Annotated in this window: 13 protein-coding genes and 1 tRNA gene; 5 read left to right on the top strand and 9 right to left on the bottom strand. The window is 54.5% G+C overall.

Annotated elements, in window-relative coordinates:
* The first annotated feature begins 66 nt into the window (after positions 1–66).
* Both secA and Q0O07_RS09010 read left to right on the top strand, forming a co-directional pair.
* Positions 67–2,796 carry a preprotein translocase subunit SecA gene (gene secA / locus Q0O07_RS09015; RefSeq protein ID WP_295492693.1) on the top strand — a complete coding sequence of 910 codons (2,730 nt, stop codon included), beginning with the start codon at positions 67–69 and terminating at the stop codon, positions 2,794–2,796.
* A 24-nt stretch (positions 2,797–2,820) separates the two neighbouring features.
* A complete protein-coding gene (locus Q0O07_RS09010) occupies positions 2,821–3,573 on the top strand; it encodes a sulfite exporter TauE/SafE family protein (RefSeq protein ID WP_295492691.1) in 753 nt (250 codons plus the stop codon).
* A 258-nt stretch (positions 3,574–3,831) separates the two neighbouring features.
* On the opposite strand, the gene Q0O07_RS09005 is transcribed toward Q0O07_RS09010, so the two are convergent.
* The 5 genes from Q0O07_RS09005 to Q0O07_RS08985 form a co-directional block, all read right to left on the bottom strand.
* Positions 3,832–3,906: transfer RNA gene (locus tag Q0O07_RS09005), tRNA-Asn, on the bottom strand.
* A 74-nt stretch (positions 3,907–3,980) separates the two neighbouring features.
* Positions 3,981–4,757, bottom strand: coding sequence for an NAD kinase (locus tag Q0O07_RS09000; RefSeq protein ID WP_295492689.1), 777 nt, complete (start codon positions 4,755–4,757; stop codon positions 3,981–3,983).
* Entirely contained in the window at positions 4,754–5,740 is a 987-nt protein-coding gene (gene moaA / locus Q0O07_RS08995) for a GTP 3',8-cyclase MoaA (protein WP_295492687.1), read from the bottom strand. Before moaA ends, Q0O07_RS09000 begins: the two co-directional genes overlap by 4 nt.
* A 125-nt stretch (positions 5,741–5,865) precedes the next feature.
* The gene (gene mfd, locus Q0O07_RS08990) at positions 5,866–9,336 is read right to left on the bottom strand and encodes a transcription-repair coupling factor (RefSeq protein WP_295492685.1); all 3,471 of its coding nucleotides are present in this window, start codon (positions 9,334–9,336) and stop codon (positions 5,866–5,868) included.
* Positions 9,336–9,620, bottom strand: a complete 285-nt coding sequence (locus tag Q0O07_RS08985; protein WP_295492683.1) for a succinate dehydrogenase assembly factor 2 — start codon at positions 9,618–9,620, stop codon at positions 9,336–9,338. The genes mfd and Q0O07_RS08985 overlap by 1 nt, the downstream gene beginning before the upstream one ends.
* 57 nt (positions 9,621–9,677) lie before the next feature.
* Here Q0O07_RS08985 and recG point away from each other — a divergent pair, with 57 nt between their 5' ends.
* Positions 9,678–11,738 carry an ATP-dependent DNA helicase RecG gene (gene recG, locus Q0O07_RS08980; RefSeq protein ID WP_295492681.1) on the top strand — a complete coding sequence of 687 codons (2,061 nt, stop codon included), beginning with the start codon at positions 9,678–9,680 and terminating at the stop codon, positions 11,736–11,738.
* 10 nt (positions 11,739–11,748) lie between these two features.
* Here the strand turns inward: recG and tyrS are convergent, their stop codons facing one another.
* Entirely contained in the window at positions 11,749–12,975 is a 1,227-nt protein-coding gene (gene tyrS, locus Q0O07_RS08975) for a tyrosine--tRNA ligase (RefSeq protein ID WP_295492679.1), read from the bottom strand.
* 32 nt (positions 12,976–13,007) lie between these two features.
* Between tyrS and Q0O07_RS08970 the strand changes: the two genes are divergently transcribed.
* Both Q0O07_RS08970 and Q0O07_RS08965 read left to right on the top strand, forming a co-directional pair.
* The gene (locus Q0O07_RS08970; RefSeq protein ID WP_295492677.1) at positions 13,008–13,568 is read left to right on the top strand and encodes a DOMON-like domain-containing protein; all 561 of its coding nucleotides are present in this window, start codon (positions 13,008–13,010) and stop codon (positions 13,566–13,568) included.
* Entirely contained in the window at positions 13,565–14,764 is a 1,200-nt protein-coding gene (locus Q0O07_RS08965; RefSeq protein WP_295492674.1) for a DUF1343 domain-containing protein, read from the top strand. Before Q0O07_RS08970 ends, Q0O07_RS08965 begins: the two co-directional genes overlap by 4 nt.
* Here the strand turns inward: Q0O07_RS08965 and Q0O07_RS08960 are convergent.
* The 3 genes from Q0O07_RS08960 to rpoD all read right to left on the bottom strand — a co-directional run bounded on the left by Q0O07_RS08960 (position 14,761) and on the right by rpoD (position 19,092).
* On the bottom strand, positions 14,761–15,945 hold the full coding sequence (locus Q0O07_RS08960) for a VWA domain-containing protein (protein ID WP_295492672.1): 1,185 nt from the start codon (positions 15,943–15,945) through the stop codon (positions 14,761–14,763). The genes Q0O07_RS08965 and Q0O07_RS08960 overlap by 4 nt on opposite strands.
* An 80-nt stretch (positions 15,946–16,025) precedes the next feature.
* Positions 16,026–16,871, bottom strand: a complete 846-nt coding sequence (locus tag Q0O07_RS08955) for a MoxR family ATPase (RefSeq protein WP_295492670.1) — start codon at positions 16,869–16,871, stop codon at positions 16,026–16,028.
* Between the two features lie 181 nt (positions 16,872–17,052).
* Positions 17,053–19,092, bottom strand: coding sequence for an RNA polymerase sigma factor RpoD (rpoD, locus tag Q0O07_RS08950; RefSeq protein ID WP_295492668.1), 2,040 nt, complete (start codon positions 19,090–19,092; stop codon positions 17,053–17,055).
* Positions 19,093–19,098 lie beyond the last annotated feature (6 nt).

Here is a 19,098-nt window from a genome sequence, read left to right as displayed (position 1 = left end):
GCGTCCAATAGCTACCTACCGCGCGCCGTTCGTGCGCGTCCCATAAATATTTTGAAGGAATTATCCATGCTCGGCGGATTTGCCAAAGCCTTATTCGGGTCGTCGAACGACCGTTACGTTAAATCGATTATGAAGATCGTTGAAAATATCAACGCGCTTGAAGTCGACATCGCCGCCATGGACGATGAACGTTTGAAACGTCAAACACAGCTATTTCGCGATCGTTTGGCGGCTGGCGAGACACTCGACGATATCCTGCCTGAGGCCTTTGCCACGGTGCGCGAAGTATCAAAGCGCGTGATGGGTATGCGCCATTTCGATGTGCAAATGGTCGGCGGCATTGTGCTGCATCGCGGTGAAATCGCCGAAATGCGCACAGGTGAGGGTAAGACCTTAACCGAAACATTGGCATGCTATCTCAATGCGCTAGAAGGCAAGGGCGTCCATGTTGTGACCGTCAACGACTATCTGGCCCGCCGTGACGCGGAATGGATGGGCCGGATTTACGGTTTCCTTGGCCTTACGACGGGGGTCGTCGTTCCAAGCATCGCTGAATATGAACGGCGCGACGCGTATAATTGCGACATTACTTACGCGACGAACAATGAACTTGGCTTCGATTATTTGCGCGACAATATGAAATATGAACGCGCGCAAATGGTGCAGCGCCCTTTCAACTTTGCGATTGTCGATGAAGTCGATTCTATCTTGGTCGATGAAGCCCGGACGCCGCTGATTATTTCGGGGCCGACCGATGACAAGTCTGAATTATATATGCAGGTCCACGCCGTAGTTCTCCAGTTGGACGAAGGTGATTATGAGAAGGACGAGAAGAGCCGCAACGTCACCTTGACTGAAGATGGCACTGAGAAAGTGGAACGCCTGCTTGAGGACGCTGGCTTGCTGACCGGCTCTAATCTGTATGATTATGAGAATACCCTGGTCGTGCATCATCTCGACCAAGCCCTTAAAGCTAATGTCATGTTCAAACGCGACATTGATTATATCGTCAAGGATGGCAAGGTCATCATCATCGATGAATTCACAGGTCGCATGATGGACGGGCGTCGCTGGTCCAACGGCCTGCACCAAGCGATCGAGGCCAAAGAGGCTGTGGATATTGAGCCGGAAAACCAGACGCTGGCGACCATCACTTTCCAGAATTATTTCCGCATGTATCCCAAATTGTCCGGGATGACGGGTACGGCGGCTACCGAAGCGGGTGAGTTTCATGAAATTTACAAGCTGAACGTCGTCGAAATACCGACCAACTTACCCGTTAAGCGCGTGGACGAGGACGACCAGTTCTACAAAAACACGCAAGATAAATTCGGTGCTATCGCCAAGACCATCAAAGAAGCCAATGATCGCGGCCAGCCCGTTTTGGTTGGAACAGTATCGATTGAAAAATCCGAATTACTGGCTGAATTTTTGGAAAAAGAAGGTGTCCAGCACAGCGTCCTGAACGCTCGCTTCCATGAAAGCGAGGCACATATTGTAGCGCAGGCCGGGCGTTTGGGCAGCGTCACCATCGCCACCAACATGGCGGGTCGCGGTACGGATATTCAGCTGGGCGGCAACTTTGAATTTCGGTTGAATGACGAATTGCGCGATATGCCCGAAGGGCAGGCGCGCGATGCCGCCATTGCGGCTTTGCAAGCCGAGATTGCGGAAGAAAAAGCCAAGGTCATTGAAGCCGGCGGATTGTTTGTCCTTGCTACAGAACGCCATGAAAGCCGCCGTATCGATAATCAGTTGCGCGGCCGTTCGGGGCGTCAGGGGGATCCTGGACTTTCCCGTTTCTATTTGTCGCTAGACGACGATCTTTTGCGTATTTTTGGGTCCGAAACCCTATTCTCCAAAATGATGAACTCCAGCCTCGAAGACGGGGAAGCCATTGGCGGCAAATGGCTGTCCAAAGCGATCGAAACCGCGCAGAAAAAGGTGGAGGCGCGCAATTACGATATCCGGAAACAGTTGGTCGAATATGACAATGTTATGAATGATCAGCGCAAGGTCATTTATGAACAACGCAGTGACATCATGGATGCGCAAGCCGTAGACGACATCATTGACGATATGCTCAACGATACCGTCAATAACCTTGTTGGTGACCATTGCCCGGAAGGTACCTATCCTGAGCAGTGGAATGTGGAGGGCCTCAAGCAAAAATGCGCTGAGGTGCTTGGCCTTACGCCCGATATTGACAGTTGGTTGCAGGAAGACGGGCTTGAACCTGAATTCATCGAAACCCGCATTGCCGAATTGACGAGCGCCAGGTTCAAGGCGAAGGGCGCTGCGCTGGATGAAACCATCTGGCGTCAGGTCGAAAAAAGTATCTTGCTGCAAACGCTCGACCATCATTGGAAAGAGCATTTGTCCACGCTCGACGCCCTGCGTCAGGTGATTTATCTGCGCGCTTATGCGCAGAAAAATCCAGTCAATGAATATAAGCAAGAAGCATTTGGCCTGTTTGAACGTATGTTGTCGGCCATTCGTGAAGGCGTGACCAAAACCATCGCCACCAATGATTTCCGCGCCGAAGAAGAATTCGTACCCCAAGACTTGCCCGAACTGCCCGATTTTCTGACCACGCATATCGATCCCCTTTCGGGTGCAGATAATAAGGACGCCAATGGCGGCGCTGCTCTCGGGTTGGTGACAACGACTATCCCGCGCGTTGCGGCTCCATCGGGTTTCAACGACCCATATGCAGGCGATCCTGATCTGCGCCGCAACGACCCATGTCCGTGCGGTTCGGGACAAAAATACAAACATTGTCACGGCGCTTATTGATGATGTGATGCGGGGAGGACGAAGATGATCTGGCTAGCCGGCCTCTTTGCTCTTGTCGCATTTGTCTATGCGTCGGTTGGCTTTGGTGGCGGGTCCACTTATACCGCGCTTCTTGCTTTGTGGGGGGTGGATTACCGGCTGATCCCGGTGATTGCACTTGTCTGCAATATCATCGTCGTTACCGGCGGCAGTATTCGCTTTGTGCGCGCTGGTTTGGTGTCTTGGCGGCAAGTTCTGCCATTGCTGATAGTATCAGCGCCGCTCGCCTTCTTAGGCGGGCTTGTGCCGCTGAAACAAGTCGTGTTCCTCACCATATTGGGTGGCACATTATTGGCGTCTGCAATCGCCCTATTTCTCCAAGCGGACAAGATGACGCCACGCGCAGTTCCCAAGCCTGTATTGCTGGCGCTGTCGGGTGGGGTGGGCTTGCTCGCGGGGCTGTCGGGCATTGGCGGGGGCATATTCATGGCACCGGTCTTACACCTGATCCGTTGGGCAGAGGCACGCCGGATTGCCGCCTTCGCGTCGCTTTATATATTGATTAATTCGGCGGCGGGCTTGTTAGGCCAAATACTGAAATCAGGGGCGCATTCGCTTGCGGAGCCTGCGCTGCAATATGGTCTGCTGCTCGGCGCTGTGTTGGTTGGCGGGCAATTGGGCAGCCTGTTCGGCATGCGCTATCTCTCACCGCGTGTGTTACGGGTGCTCACGGCATTGCTGGTAGGTTATGCCGCGCTTCGACTACTCTGGCAGGCGCATTCCAGATTAGCGGCTTGATAGCGTTCCACTGCTCCAGCATCTTCCAGCCGTGTAGCCTTTAGGGAACGCTTTAGCTGTTGCGGGGTGTTGATGATATGCGGCTGGAGGTCTGCCGGATAGACTCGGCGGTAGCTTAAGAGACCTGTTTTGGTATTTCGGTGAACATATTTTAGCGCCACGGCCATAAGCCTCTTTGTACCTTCCGCTGTACCCGATAGGGTCCTGTGATTGGCGGAATTCCGTAGGTATTAGAGTTTCTGCGGTGTGTAAAAATGTTGGCTCCCCGGGAGGGATTCGAACCCCCGACCAATTGATTAACAGTCAACTGCTCTACCACTGAGCTACCAGGGAACAGCCCGATATGTTCGGGCAGAGGCGCGCGTATAGCAGCGCTTTTTTGCTTTTGGCAAGCGCCCATTGCCCGTTCAGACAATAAATTGTTCCATCGCAATGCGATCATCCAAAGCATGTTCCGGATCAAACAATAAAGTGAGCGCACGGTTGCGGTCCAAGGACACTTCGACATGCGCAATATCCCGGATTTCGCGTTGATCTGCCACGGCGCTAACCGGCCTTTTACTGGCCTCTAAAATTTTGATCCGGATAACATAGCGGTCGGGCAATATTGCGCCTTTCCAACGTCGCGGACGAAACGGGCTGATGGGCGTCAAGGCGAGCAGCGAAGAGTCCAAAGGCAAAATTGGGCCATTGGCGGATAAATTATACGCAGTGGAACCAGCGGGCGTTGAGACCAATATGCCGTCGCAAATGAGTTCGGGGATGGCTGCTCTGCCGTTGACGGAAATCTCCAGCTTCGCCGCCTGACGGGTTTCGCGCAGCAGCGACACTTCATTAATGGCGGGCAAGGTGAATTTTTGACCGCTGATTGTGGTTATGTCCGCCGTCAACGGACGGACAGAAAACGACTTGGCGCGTTGAAGGCGTCTGGGAAGGTCATGCACGTCCCAGCTATTCATCAAAAAGCCTATGGTGCCGCGGTTCATGCCATAAGCGGGAATGTCGCGGCGGCTTTCCAACAACTGATGCAAGACCTGAAGCATGTACCCGTCGCCACCAAGCACAATGACAGCATCGGCGGTGTCGAGCGGCACAAATTCATGCACTTCGCGCAATAGTGCCTCGGCTTCACGGGCTTGCGGGGTTGCCGACGAGATGATCGCAAGTTGCATATTTTGGTTCATCCACCTGTTGCGTTCATATGCCGCGCGAGCCTGAGATCAGGCTGCGCCAGCTGTGTTTCGAATTCATGGCGCTGGGGCTTAAGCCGCAAAGCCTTTTGAAGCAAATAATCGACATCTGTAAGCGTGTCCTCACGCAGTGCCTTGCGCAAATCGACGTGTAGTTCCGAGCCAAGGCACATATAAATCTTGCCGTCGGTGGTGAGGCGGATCCGGTTACATTGGTCGCAGAAATTATGGCTCATGGGTGTGATGAGGCCAAGGCGCAGGCCCAATGGCTCGACGCGCCAATAACGGGCAGGGCCAGCGCTCTTATGCGCTAAAGGATGGAGTTCATAAAGTTCACGTAAAGGTGCGGTGAAGTCGTTGAGCGCAATATAGCTCTCTTCGCGTTCCGCAACACCAGCGCCCAAGGGCATGGTCTCTATCAACGTGAGATCAAGCCCATGTTCTGCGCAGAAATGCGCCATGGGTAACAGCGCGTCTTCATTCTGCTGCTTCAACGCGACCATGTTGATTTTGACAGCCATGCCGTGCGCGCGTGCGGCGTATATGCCGGCCAACACCGTGTCGAGGTCACCACCCCGGCTGATCCGGCGACAGGCTTCTGCGTCCAAGGTATCGAGGCTGACATTTATCCGCTTCATGCCCGCTGATGCCAATAAGGGCGCAAACTGTTCCAATCGGCTGCCATTGGTTGTCATGGTCAGTTCTTCGAGAGCGCCGCTGCGCACATGCCGACCAAGCGCCTCAATCAAGATATGGATATCGCGCCGCACAAGGGGTTCGCCGCCGGTAAGGCGGACTTTGCGGATGCCATGCGCGATAAACCGCTCCACCAAAACTAGGATTTCGTCATAGGTGAGGAGGTCGCGGTGCGGCAAAAAGCTTTGCTGTTCCGGCATGCAATAGGTGCACCGAAAATTGCAACGGTCGGTCACCGATATGCGTAAATAGTCGATATTGCGTCCGAAACCGTCGATCATTTTCGCGATGTAAGCGCAAAACCGTGCGGACGAAAGCTGAATTCAACAGCGGCAAGGGGAAGGGGCGGATTATCCGTGTCGCGCTTTACCCCCATCCGCTGTGAGGCTTTGGCCCGAAGCTGGGTTTAACCCGTTTTACGCGCCAGGCTGGCGAGGCCGCGTGACAGTTGTAAGCATCCGTTCAACCGGGCCACAGGGTCGCCCCAAACGCGGTTGATCACCAACTTGCTGTCGGGGCGTAACTTTGCTGTTTGGCCAAGCTTGTCGACATAAGCGAGTAATCCGGTGACATTGGGCGGCGTATCCTGATGGAAACTGACCAACGTCCCGCGCGCACCGACCTCGATCTTCGCAACCTGAGCGATGAGTGCGTTTTGCTTGATCTGGATAAGCTTGAGCAGATTCTGCGTGGGTTCGGGGATCGGACCAAATCGGTCGGTCATTTCCGCAGCAAAGCCTTCGACGTCTTGGCCCTCTTCGAGATCGTTCAGGCGGCGATACAGCGCCATACGGACCGAGAGGTCGGGGACATACTCTTCGGGAATAAGGATTGGCGCATCGATGGTGATTTGCGGCGAGAAGCTGCCACGTGGTTTGGCCAGCCCTTGCGCGCCTGCACGGGCCTCCAAAATCGCTTCTTCGAGCATCGATTGATATAATTCAAAGCCGACTTCCTTGATGTGGCCCGATTGCTCGTCACCCACCAAATTACCGGCGCCGCGAATGTCGAGGTCATGGCTTGCAAGCTGGAAACCGGCACCAAGGCTATCCAGATCGCCAAGCACCTTCAGGCGTTTCTCCGCTGTCTCCGTGAGCACACGGTTTGGTTCGTGCGTCAGATACGCATAAGCGCGCGTTTTTGACCGTCCAACGCGTCCACGTAGCTGATATAATTGCGCAAGGCCGAACCGGTCGGCGCGATGGATGATCAGGGTATTTGCGCTGGGGATATCAAGGCCGCTTTCCACGATCGTGGTCGACAGCAGAACATCATACCGCTTTTCGTAGAAAGCGCTCATGCGCTCCTCAACTTGTGTGGGCGACATTTGGCCATGCGCCGTGACATATTTCACTTCGGGTATTTCGGTGCGCAGATATTCCTCGATCTCGGTCAAATCTGTAATGCGCGGCACAACGAAGAAGCTTTGCCCGCCGCGATAATGTTCGCGCAGCAGGGCTTCGCGCAGCACGACCGGATCCCATGGCATAACATAGGTGCGCACGGCCAAACGGTCGACCGGTGGTGTTTGAATGACCGACAATTCACGCAGGCCCGACATGGCCATTTGCAATGTGCGCGGGATGGGGGTCGCCGTGAGCGTGAGCATATGCACGTCTGTCTTGAGCGCCTTCAACTGCTCCTTGTGATTAACGCCAAAACGTTGCTCTTCGTCTACAATGACAAGCCCAAGGCGTTTGAAAGCGAGCGACTTTGCCAGCACGGCATGCGTCCCGATCACAATGTCCACGGTCCCATCGGCAAGGCCTTCACGCGTTTGCGCGGCTTCTGCAGCAGGCACAAGCCGCGACAGGCGACCCAGTTTCAAAGGCAAATCACGGAAACGTTCGGCAAAGTTCGCATAATGCTGCCGCGCCAGCAGGGTTGTTGGCGCTATGACGGCGACCTGAAGCCCCGCCATTGCCGCGGCAAAAGCGGCGCGCATCGCAACCTCGGTTTTACCAAAGCCGACATCGCCGCACACCAGACGATCCATAGGCTTGCCAGCGGACAAATCCTGAAGCACTTCTTCAATCACGCGGAGCTGATCTTCGGTTTCCTCATAAGGGAAGCGGTCCACGAAGCTTGCATATGCAGGGCCATCAACCTCAATTACGGCACCTGCCCGCAATGCGCGTTCGGCAGCGGTTTTGAGCAGCTCGCCGGCAATGGCGCGGATGCGTTCTTTCAGCTTTGACTTGCGCCGCTGCCATGCTTCGCCGCCCAATTTGTCGAGCGCGACATGCTCGCTGTCTGAACCATAACGGGACAGCATATCGATATTTTCAACCGGAACATATAATTTGTCGCCGCCCGCATAAGTAAGGGCGACGCAGTCGTGCGGGCTGTTGCCGACGGGGATGGATATCAGGCCATCATATCGTCCGATCCCATGGTCTTGGTGGACAACGAGGTCACCCGGTGTCAGTGCGGCCAATTCGGCTAGAAAAGCGTCTGCAGACTTGCGCCGCTTCTGACGCCGTACGAGGCGGTCGCCCAGCATATCCTGTTCGCTCAGCACCACAAGGTCAGGCGTAGTATAGCCATGGTCCAGCGGCAGAACGACAATGGCGGTTTGTCCCGCCGCGACGCCCAGGGCTTGCTGCCAACTATCGACCGCTACAATCGTCGGTGCCTTATGCTCCGCCAGTAATCCCTTCAACCGTTCGCGCGCGCCACCTGAGTAGCTGGCGATGACCGTCTTGGTTTTGGCGGCATGAAGCGATTTAAGATGCGCGGCAACCGCCTCATAGACATTTGCCTTTTGCGCCCGTTCCGGCGCAAAGTCGCGCGCGGCGCCAATGCCGAAGTCGATAATGCTTGCCGAGTCCGGCTGCGCAAAGGGTGTGACGAGATGCGCGGCATTATCTGCAAATAATTGGTCGAGCTCATCGCCGTTCAAATATAGCATTTCCGGCGGGAGCGGGCGGTAGCTTCCGGGCTCCGCCGCCTGTGCTTTCACGCGGTTTTCGTGATAGTCGCTGATGGCGTCGAGCCGTGACTGCCCCGCCGCAATCGCGCCGCTATCTCGGATAATCAAGGCGTCCGTGCCAACATGGTCGAATATCGTCGCCATCCGTTCTTCGAACAAAGGCAACCAATGGTCCATGCCGGACAGCCTGCGGCCTTCGGACACCGCTTGATATAATGGGTCGCCCGTTGCGGTGACGCCAAATCGCTCGCGGTAACCCATACGGAAGCGTTTGATGGCCTCTTCGTCCATTAAAGCTTCTACAGCGGGTAAGATGTCGAAATGCTCGACCTGATCAATGCTGCGTTGGTCCGATGGGTTAAAGCGGCGGATGCTTTCAATTTCATCGCCAAAGAAATCGAGGCGAAGGCCGACTTCGCTGCCAGCGGGAAATAGATCGACAATACTACCGCGGATGGCAAATTCGCCTGCGTCGGCAACCGTGTCCACGCGGAAATAGCCGTTCGATTGCAGCAAGGACGCAAGCCGTTCGCGGCTGACTTCGCGACCAGCGGTTAATCGCTCGCCTGTCTGACGAATACGGAACGGCGTCACATATTTTTGAATAACCGCGCCGATGGTCGTAACCACAAGCTGCTTTTTTTTTGTTGGCTGCTGCAATGCTTGCAGCGTCGACATGCGCTGCGAGGTAACGGCGACGGAAGGCGAAGCGCGGTCGTAAGGAAGGCAATCCCAACCCGGCAGAATCAGGATTTCGATTTCAGGTGCAAAAAAGGGCACGGCATCTGCAATCGCGCGCATCGCGGACTCATCGGGCGCAATATACAGCGCGCGCGTTTTAGCCGCCCGCGTCAGGTCCGCCAGCAACAACGGTGCAAAGCCATTTGGCACCGACGCAAGCGTCAACGCTTGGCGGCTGTTTATGATACGCTGCAGGTCAATCATCACTTATGCGTGCTAAGCCCTTCAGGAAGCACAATGAAGTCCAATCGCATCATCTGGTCCATCAATGGGCCAGCAAAGGCCGGGTCAGGCTCAGCAGTGCCAAGCGCCCATGCCATGATGTCAACATCCTGTTCATCTAACAGGCGCTCGAACCATTCATACTCAACCGCGCCCCATTCCGAAGAGCAATGATCGAAAAATCCACCGACCATAGCATCGGCTTCCCGTGTGCCACGATGGTGCGCGCGATAATGCAGTTTGCGACGATAGGGGTCAGCGTCCATTGCGCGTCCTTTAGCTTCTGGTGGAATTTGATTATCGGGTTATAAGCGGCCCTAGTCATGCGCCCCGATATACTCAATCCGTTATTTGCAGACATTCGTGCCTTAAAAGGTGTTGGCCCTGGTCTTGCCAAGCCGTTGGAGCGGCTTGGGCTGGAGCGGGTGAAGGACGTTCTGTATCATTTTCCCAATAGCTGGACCTATCGCAAAGCGGTGTCCTGTTTGGATGTGGCCGATGTTGGCCGGAATATCATCCTAACCGTTACGGTCATGGATCACCGGGGTGGAAGCAGCCCGCGCGCGCCCTTGCGCATATTCGCGGCGGATGCTGGAGGTAATTACATCACGCTGACATTTTTTGGCAGAAATGGCGGTTGGGCGCGTAAGCAGCTTCCGGTTGGCGAAATGCGCATCATATCGGGCAAACTTGACCGTTATGGGGACGAACTTCAGATGGTGCATCCCGACCATGTGGTGCCCATCGGTAGCGATACTTCGCCGGGGTTGGCCGAGCCGATTTATCCCTTGTCCGACGGCCTAACTAACAAGCGTATGGGGCAATTGGTGGCGACATCGTTGCAAGATGTGCCTGATTTGGCGGAGTGGATTGAGCCGACCTTGGTGTCCAGTCGTGGGTGGTTCAGTTGGTCGAAGTCTATCAACCTACTGCACAACAAGGATGACCAAGACGCGCGGGATAGGCTGGCTTATGATGAGCTATTCAGCAACCAACTTGCGATGCGGTTAATCCGCGCGGCGATGGACAAACGCGCCGCTGTGCCGATACGCGGTGACGGCTCTTTGGTGTCAAAGCTGACATTGCCCTTTGCGCTCACAGGCGCGCAGCAGCGCGCCATTGCGGAGATTGAGGGCGATCTTGCGCAGTCGCGGCCCATGCTCCGCCTGCTGCAAGGTGATGTTGGCGCTGGAAAGACGATGGTCGCGCTGATGGCATTGTTGCGCGGCGTTGAGGCAGGGATGCAGTCCGCGATGCTCGCGCCGACAGAAATCCTTGCGCGGCAGCATTATGCCAGCCTGCAAAAATTACTCTCTGGCTTACCCATCAACATTGCGATTCTTACTGGTCGCGAAAAAGGGAGCTTGCGTGAGGCAACTTTGATGGGGCTTGCCGATGGATCAATTCACATACTTGTTGGCACCCACGCGATATTTCAGGAGGCTGTGACCTATAAGGCGCTCGCAGTGGCGGTGATTGACGAGCAACACCGCTTTGGCGTTTCACAAAGGCTGATGCTGTCCCGCAAGGGCAGGGGCGTGCCGCATTTGTTGGTTATGACTGCAACCCCGATACCACGGAGCCTTGCGCTCGCGGCGTATGGTGAAATGGATAGCTCGATCTTAGACGAGCTTCCTCCGGGACGGACGCCGGTTGAAACCCGCGTGATGTCACAGGAGCGGCTGGAAGAGCTGGTTGAAGGCGTTGCCCGGCATTTGGCTGCGGGAAAGCAGGCATTTTGGGTCTGCCCTCTCGTTGAGGAGAGTGACAAAAGTGACCTTGCCGCCGCTGAACAACGTGCTGAACAGCTTCGTCTGCGCTTTGGTGATCAGGTTGCGTTGGTGCACGGCCGGATGCGCGGCCCGGAAAAAGACGCCGTTATGGAACGCTTCGTAGCAGGCGAAACCCGCTTGCTGGTTGCAACAACGGTGATTGAGGTTGGCGTGGACGTCCCCAATGCCAGCCTTATGGTGATTGAGGCAGCGGATCGCTTTGGTCTTGCCCAGCTCCACCAATTGCGCGGGCGGGTTGGCCGTGGTTCGGAAAAATCCGTCTGCATATTGGTGCGGAGCACGCACATTGGAGAAACTGCGCGGGCGCGGTTGGCGTTGATGCGCGAAACGAACGATGGTTTTCGCATTGCGGAGGAAGATTTGAAACTGCGCGGCGCGGGCGAATTGCTTGGCACAAGGCAATCGGGCGAAAACCCGTTTCGAGTCGCCACGCCTGAACAGGTCCGCGCGCTAATTGGTGTCGCCGCAGATGATGCGCGGTTGCTGCTGGACCGCGATGGCGGGCTTGATGGCGCGCGCGGTCAAGCGGCGCGGATGGCGTTATACTTGTTTGAAAGAGACGCAGGTGTAGCGACGTTGCGCGGCGGTTAGCAGCTGCGGCTTATATGAAGTTAATTAAACCGTGCTTTTTCTTTCCTGCTGAGATTTTGACAGGGGTTGCTTGAACCGAAATAACTGCGTCTTCGTCTGTCATGGCGTCGCCATCCACGCGTGCGCCGCCGCCTTGGATCATCCTGCGTGCTTCTTTCTTTGAAGCAACAAAGTTCAGGCCAACCAATGCGTCAACGAGTGAAATGTCGCCCGAAGCGTCAAAGCTAGGTAGATCACCGCCGCTTGTGCCTTCTTCAAACGTCTTACGTGCAGTTTCTGATGCAAGGGTTGCGGCGTCCGCGCCACGGCACAATTCGGTCGCGGCATTGGCCAAGGCGATCTTGGCCGCGTTGATGTCCGAACCGCCGAGTGCTTCAAGCCGTTCAATTTCGTCTAGCGGGATATCGGTGAACAAGCGCAGAAAACGACCCACGTCACGATCGTCCGTATTCCGCCAGAATTGCCAATAATCATAATCCGGCAATTGTTCACGGTTCAGCCAAATCGCGCCAGAGACCGATTTGCCCATCTTTGAACCGTCGGCTTTGGTAATCAGCGGGGTCGTTAGGCCAAACACGTCAGCGCCGTCCATCCGGCGGGCAAGCTCCATGCCGTTAATGATGTTGCCCCATTGGTCGGAGCCACCCATTTGCAAGCGAACGCCCATAGTCTTGCTCAAATGACGGAAGTCATAGCCTTGCAGGATCATATAGTTGAATTCGAGGAAGGTCATCGGCTGCTCACGCTCAAGGCGCAGCTTCACCGAATCGAATGTCAGCATGCGATTGATGGTGAAATGCGTGCCAACCTGCTGCAGCAATTCGATATATCCCAACTGTCCAAGCCAGTCATGATTGTTGACCATCACCGCGTCGGTCGGGCCGTCGCCAAATGTCAGGAATTTTTCGAACGCCGTTCGGATCGAATGGATGTTCGCTTCGATCGTCTCGTCCGTCAGCATTTTGCGGACTTCGTCCTTGCCCGTTGGGTCGCCAATCCGCGTCGTTCCGCCGCCCATGACCACTACCGGCTTATGGCCCGCTTGCTGCAAGCGGCGCAGGAGCATGATCGAGACAAGATTGCCGACATGAAGCGATGGCGCGGTCGCGTCGAAGCCGATATAGCCAGGAACAATCTCTTTGGATGCCAATGCGTCAAGCGCAGTGGCATCGGTCGTCTGGTGAATATAGCCACGTGCATCGAGCAGGCGGAGGAGATCGGATTTATAAGCGGTCATAACGCGTCCGCGTCTAGCATGGAGTTTCGACAATGGCCAATATTTCAATGACTGAAGTGGCGTTGATCTGCCACGCGCAGTCGTTAGCCGGCTGTATTGAGCGCATCGGTGCTACGATTGCGCGTGGGACCAGCGGCGAAGTTACGGTGACCTATCGCGTGTCTGCCGAAACAGGCACTCTAGAAATTCCGGCCCGATTAACACCGTTTCGCATTGACGGACTATGGAAAAGTACATGTTTTGAATTATTTATAGGTAATTTTGAAGATGAAAGCTATTTAGAGTATAATTTTGCGCCGTCGCTGCAATGGGCAGCGTATGAGTTTGCGGGCTATCGTTCGGATATGGCTGAGTTGGAAACAAACGCTCCAAACATTAGAGTCGAGCAAGATACCGACATTCTCATGCTGTTCGTAACGCTTCAGTTGCCCAATGCTTGGCGGGCGCGCAGCCTGCAGGCAGGCATCAGTGCGGTCATCGCGCAGAAAAACGGAGATCTTTCCTATTGGGCAGCGGCACACCCTCCGGGCAAGCCAGATTTTCATCATAAGGATTGCTTTGCCGTGCAACTGGAGGCACGACGCGCGACATGAAATTTGGAATTGATCGCCTTTTGGCAGAGCCTGAACTTCGCGCCCCCCTTAGGGGTAGGCGCGTTGCTTTATTGGCGCACCCCGCTTCCGTAACAGCGGACCTTACCCATTCGCTGGACGCACTCGCGGCTTTAGGCGACGTCAATGTCACCGCAGCGTTTGGCCCCCAACACGGCCTGCGCGGTGACAAGCAGGACAATATGATGGAATCGCCGGATTTCATGGATCCAGCGCATGATATCCCCGTGTTCAGCCTATATGGCGAAGTCCGCCGCCCGACCGCAGCGTCTATGGAGACTTTCGATGTCATCCTCATCGATCTGCAGGATCTGGGTTGCCGCATTTACACGTTTATCACGACGTTGCTGTACATATTGGAGGCTGCTGCGGAGCATGGAAAGGCAGTTTGGGTATTGGACCGATCAAACCCCGCCGGACGCCCTGTGGAAGGGCTCACGCTGCGTTCTGGATGGGAAAGCTTTGTAGGTGCAGGTCCTATGCCTATGCGGCATGGCCTGACGCTGGGCGAGATGGGGAAATGGTTCATCGATCATTATAAAATTCAGGTCGATTATCACGTGATCGCGATGGAGGGCTATGCCCCTGACGCTGCGCCTGGCTTCGGTTGGCCGACGGACCGGCTTTGGATAAACCCAAGCCCCAATGCGGCAAACATCAACATGGCGCGCGCGTATGCGGGCACCGTTTTGCTTGAAGGCACAACTTTGTCGGAGGGCAGGGGCACGACGCGCCCGCTCGAGATATTCGGTGCGCCTGATATCGACGCACGCAAGATCATCGCCGAAATGCAAAACTTCGCGCCTGCATGGTTGAAGGGCTGCAGCTTGCGTGAAATCTGGTTTGAACCAACATTCCATAAACATGTGCATCAGCTTTGCCATGGCGTGCATATCCATGCCGAAGGCCCCAGCTATGACCATCAGGCGTTCCAGCCATGGCGGTTGCAGATATTGGCGTTCAAGGCGATCCGGCGGCTGTACCCGGATTATGATCTGTGGCGTGATTTTCCCTATGAATATGAATTAGGCAAGCTCGCCATTGACGTTATCAACGGCGGACCAGCGTTGCGCGAATGGGTTGACGCCGCCGACAGCACGCCAGAGGAATTTGATGCAATGACGTCCATCGATGAGCAGGCTTGGGCCGAAGAACGGCGCAAACATTTGCTATATTAATGTCCGTGCTTGCGGCTTAATTCGCGCATAGCGTCATCCAGACCTTCTAACGTCAACGGATACATGCGGTCGTTGACCAGTTCCTTGATGATCTTGGTCGACTGCGAATATCCCCATTGCTTTTCGGGCACGGGGTTCAGCCAAACCGTTGCCGGATAGGTGCTGGTGATACGGTTCATCCACACCGCGCCTGATTCTTCGTTGAAATGTTCAACCGAACCGCCGGGATGGGTGATCTCATAAGGGCTCATGGAAGCATCGCCAACCATCACAACCTTATAATCGTGTGGGAATTTGTGCAGCAGATCCCACATCTGCGTGCGCTCGCTAAACCGGCGCTTATTGTCTTTCCACACGCCTTCATATGGGCAGTTGTGAAAATAGAAAAATTCCAAATTTTTGAATTCGCTTGTGGCAGCACTGAATAACTCTTCACAAAGCTTGATGAATGGATCCATCGATCCGCCAACGTCCAACATCAACAGCACCTTAATGGCATTACGCCGTTCAGGGCGCATTTTGATGTCCAGCCAGCCTTGGCGCGCCGTGCCGTTGATCGTGGCGTCAATATCCAGCTCTTCCACCGCACCGTCGCGGGCGAACCGGCGCAATCGGCGCATTGCGATTTTTATATTCCGTGTACCCAATTCTTTGGTGTTGTCGAGATTCTGAAACTCGCGCTTGTCCCACACTTTGACGGCGCGCTTATGCTTCGACTCGCCCCCAATCCGGACGCCTTCGGGGTGATAGCCCGAATTACCATAAGGCGAAGTGCCGCCAGTACCGACCCATTTATTGCCGCCTTGATGGCGCTTTTCCTGCTCTTCGAGACGCTTTTTCAACGTCTCCATCAATTCGTCCCAGCTGCCCATTTTTTCGATCTTCGCCATTTCCTCGGGCGATAGATATTTTTCGGCAATGGCTTTCAACCAATCCGCCGGAACATCGACGGGATTTTGTCCATATTCAGTGAAGATGCCCTTGAATACCTTGCCAAACACTTGGTCAAAGCGGTCAAGCAACGCTTCGTCTTTCACAAGTGTCGCACGCGCCAGATAGTAAAATTCTTCAGGGCTTTGATCAATGACATCAGCGTCCAAAGCGGCAAGTAAAGCCAGATGCTCCTTCAGCGATGCCGAGATGCCCGCAGACCGCAACTCTTCCATGAATGAGAAAAACATCGGCTGGTTCCTGTATAAAGTGACCGATTAAGCTTTTGGCGAATGAGCGGTTCTGGAGGTAAAAAGCGAGCGGACGAATTCTAGCTGGTCGGGCGACGCGCCATGAAGGCGAGGCGTTCGAACAACATGATGTCCTGCTCATTTTTCAGCAGCGCGCCGTGCAATGGAGGGATAGCCTTGGTTGGGTCACGCGATTGAAGCACGTCCAATGGCATATCTTCATGCAGCAACAGCTTCAGCCAATCGAGTAATTCGCTCGTGCTTGGCTTTTTCTTGAGCCCCGGAACGTCGCGCACTTCGTAGAAAATATCCATGGCCTTTGAAACCAGCATTTTTTGAATGCCGGGAAAGTGGACATCGATAATTGCCTGCATCGTCGTACGATCTGGGAATTTAATATAATGGAAGAAACAACGGCGCAGAAACGCGTCCGGCAGTTCTTTCTCATTGTTTGAAGTGATGATGACGATGGGGCGCTCGACTGCTTTGATCGTCTCTTGCGTTTCGTAAACGAAGAATTCCATCCGATCGAGTTCTTGTAACAAATCGTTCGGAAATTCGATGTCGGCCTTGTCAATTTCGTCGATCAACAACACGGGCAATTGGGGGGCAGTGAAAGCTTCCCACAGCTTGCCTTTTTTGATGTAGTTTTTGATGTCATGCACGCGCTCATCGCCCAATTGACTGTCGCGCAGGCGGGCAACGGCATCATATTCATATAGGCCTTGATGCGCCTTGGTCGTGGACTTGATATTCCATTCGATGAGCGGCGCACCAAGCGCGGTGGCTATTTCTTGCGCAAGGACGGTCTTACCGGTGCCTGGCTCACCCTTGACCAGCAAAGGCCGACGCAACTTAGTGGCGGCGTTAACCGCGACCTTCAGGTCATCAGTGGCGACATAATTATCGGTGCCTTCAAAGCGCATGAACAAACCCTTTTAGTTAATCGAACAATTAATTCGTTAAGTGGACCAATCGGGATATGCAACATTATATTACGCAAGACAGCGCGCTGCGGAGCAACGGCGCGTGCGTCAGCCCTAGACATAAAAAAGGGCCCCATCCTGAATTTCGGAAGGGGCCCTTTTCCCAAAATGTGATGCGATGTTATTGGTCGAGGAAGCTGCGCATTTTGCGGCTGCGACTTGGATGCTTGAGCTTGCGTAACGCCTTGGCTTCGATCTGGCGAATACGCTCACGCGTCACACTGAATTGCTGCCCAACTTCTTCAAGCGTGTGGTCGGTGTTCATCCCAATGCCAAACCGCATACGTAATACGCGTTCTTCACGTGGCGTAAGCGACGCAAGAACACGCGTTACCGTTTCCTTCAAATTGGCCTGAATTGCGGCATCCACAGGAATGACCGCGTTTTTGTCCTCAATGAAGTCGCCCAAATGGCTGTCTTCTTCGTCGCCAATTGGGGTTTCAAGGCTGATCGGTTCCTTCGCAATTTTCATCACCTTGCGCACTTTTTCAAGCGGCATGGAAAGGCGTTCGGCCATTTCTTCCGGTGTGGGCTCGCGCCCTTGTTCGTGCAGGAACTGGCGGCTAGTGCGCACCAATTTGTTGATCGTTTCGATCATATGCACGGGGATGCGGATGGTCCGCGCCTGATCGGCAATCGACCGCGTAATCGCCTGACGGATCCACCATGTTGCATATGTGCTGAACTTGTAGCCACGGCGATATTCAAACTTGTCGACCGCCTTCATCAGGCCGATATTGCCTTCCTGAATAAGATCAAGGAACTGCAAACCACGATTGGTGTATTTCTTCGCAATGGAAATAACGAGGCGTAAATTCGCCTCAACCATTTCCTTTTTCGCGATGCGTGCTTCGCGCTCGCCCTTTTGCACCATGTTCACGATACGGCGGAATTCGCCAAGTGACATGCCGGTATTGGCTGCGATGTCAGCTATCTCGCTGCGAATGCGCTCGACGCTCTCGGCTTCGGTCGTTGCGAAGGCCGTCCATTTCTTGTCGATGTTGGACACTTCGGCGAGCCAGTTCTCATCCAGCTCACGACCCATATAGCTGTCAAGGAACGCCTTGCGGGGAACCTTGTGCCGTTCGGCCAAGCGCAGCATCTGTCCACCAAGAGCAGTCAAACGGCGGTTGAATGAGTATAATTGATCGACCAGATATTCGATCTTGTTCGCATGGAACTGAACGCTTTCAACCTCTGCGGTCAATTCTTCACGCAATTTGTGATATCTGTTTTCCGAAGCAGTGGAAAAATCTTCCCCGGCGTTCAGTGCGCGCATGCGCTCAAGCTGAATGTTTGAGAATTTCTTGAACAGTGACGTGATTTTGGCGAAGCGCTCAAGCGCCGCTGGCTTCAACGCTTCTTCCATTTGCGCCAGGCTGAGGGTGTTATCTTCTTCCTCTTCCTCGACAGGACGCGAGCGCCGCTCTGTCATATCCTCATCATCGTCGCTTGCCGCTTCGGGTTCGTCTTCGACTTCATCTTCCTCTTTATAGGAAGGACCAGCGGTCTTCTCGCTGATTTCGCCGTCGCCTTCTTCTTCACCATCTTCCGTCAGCGATTCAGGGGCAGGCTCTTTCGAGAGCATCGCGTCGAGGTCAAGAATTTCGCGCAGCTGCATTTCGCCGTCATTGAGCGCATTGGACCAGTCGATTATCGCGTGGAAAGTGATCGGGCTTTCACAAAGGCCCAAAATCATGGTGTCGCGACCAGACTCGATTCGCTTGGCAATAGCGATTTCGCCTTCGCGAGAGAGCAATTCCACCGCGCCCATTTCACGCAAATACATGCGGACGGGGTCATCGGTCCGTTCGCCAGTGCCCGTTTTCTTGATAGTGTTGGTTAGCGAGCGGGGATCATTTTCGGAAATATTGTCGATGGTTTCGACTTCTTCCTCGGCCTCGTCCTCATTATCGTCGCCAGCTTCGTCATTCTCGACGATTTGCACGCCCATATCGTTGATCGCCGACATGACGTCTTCAATTTGTTCGGACGACATCTGATCCTGCGGCAGGGCCGCATTCAGTTCGTCATAAGTCAGAAAACCCCGGCGCTTGGCCTTGGCGAGCAGTTTTTTTACGGTCGCGTCATTCAGGTCGATCAGCGGTGCATCACCGTTTTCGCCGATATCTTCTTCGTTTTCATTTGCGCGACTTGCCAAAATAAT

Source organism: Sphingorhabdus sp. EL138 (assembly GCF_945890115.1).
In the GTDB taxonomy this organism is placed as follows: Bacteria; Pseudomonadota; Alphaproteobacteria; order Sphingomonadales; family Sphingomonadaceae; genus Sphingorhabdus_B.
This window is presented reverse-complemented; position numbering and strand designations above follow the sequence as displayed.

Bases quoted from the DNA above. Each gene is read 5' to 3' on its own strand.
- secA (WP_295492693.1), top strand. From the start codon at position 67: ATGCTCGGCGGATTTGCCAAAGCCTTATTCGGGTCGTCGAACGACCGT.
- Q0O07_RS09010 (WP_295492691.1), top strand. From the start codon at position 2,821: ATGATCTGGCTAGCCGGCCTCTTTGCTCTTGTCGCATTTGTCTATGCG.
- Q0O07_RS09000 (WP_295492689.1), bottom strand. From the start codon at position 4,757: ATGAACCAAAATATGCAACTTGCGATCATCTCGTCGGCAACCCCGCAA.
- moaA (WP_295492687.1), bottom strand. From the start codon at position 5,740: ATGATCGACGGTTTCGGACGCAATATCGACTATTTACGCATATCGGTG.
- mfd (WP_295492685.1), bottom strand. From the start codon at position 9,336: ATGATTGACCTGCAGCGTATCATAAACAGCCGCCAAGCGTTGACGCTT.
- Q0O07_RS08985 (WP_295492683.1), bottom strand. From the start codon at position 9,620: ATGGACGCTGACCCCTATCGTCGCAAACTGCATTATCGCGCGCACCAT.
- recG (WP_295492681.1), top strand. From the start codon at position 9,678: ATGCGCCCCGATATACTCAATCCGTTATTTGCAGACATTCGTGCCTTA.
- tyrS (WP_295492679.1), bottom strand. From the start codon at position 12,975: ATGACCGCTTATAAATCCGATCTCCTCCGCCTGCTCGATGCACGTGGC.
- Q0O07_RS08970 (WP_295492677.1), top strand. From the start codon at position 13,008: ATGGCCAATATTTCAATGACTGAAGTGGCGTTGATCTGCCACGCGCAG.
- Q0O07_RS08965 (WP_295492674.1), top strand. From the start codon at position 13,565: ATGAAATTTGGAATTGATCGCCTTTTGGCAGAGCCTGAACTTCGCGCC.
- Q0O07_RS08960 (WP_295492672.1), bottom strand. From the start codon at position 15,945: ATGTTTTTCTCATTCATGGAAGAGTTGCGGTCTGCGGGCATCTCGGCA.
- Q0O07_RS08955 (WP_295492670.1), bottom strand. From the start codon at position 16,871: ATGCGCTTTGAAGGCACCGATAATTATGTCGCCACTGATGACCTGAAG.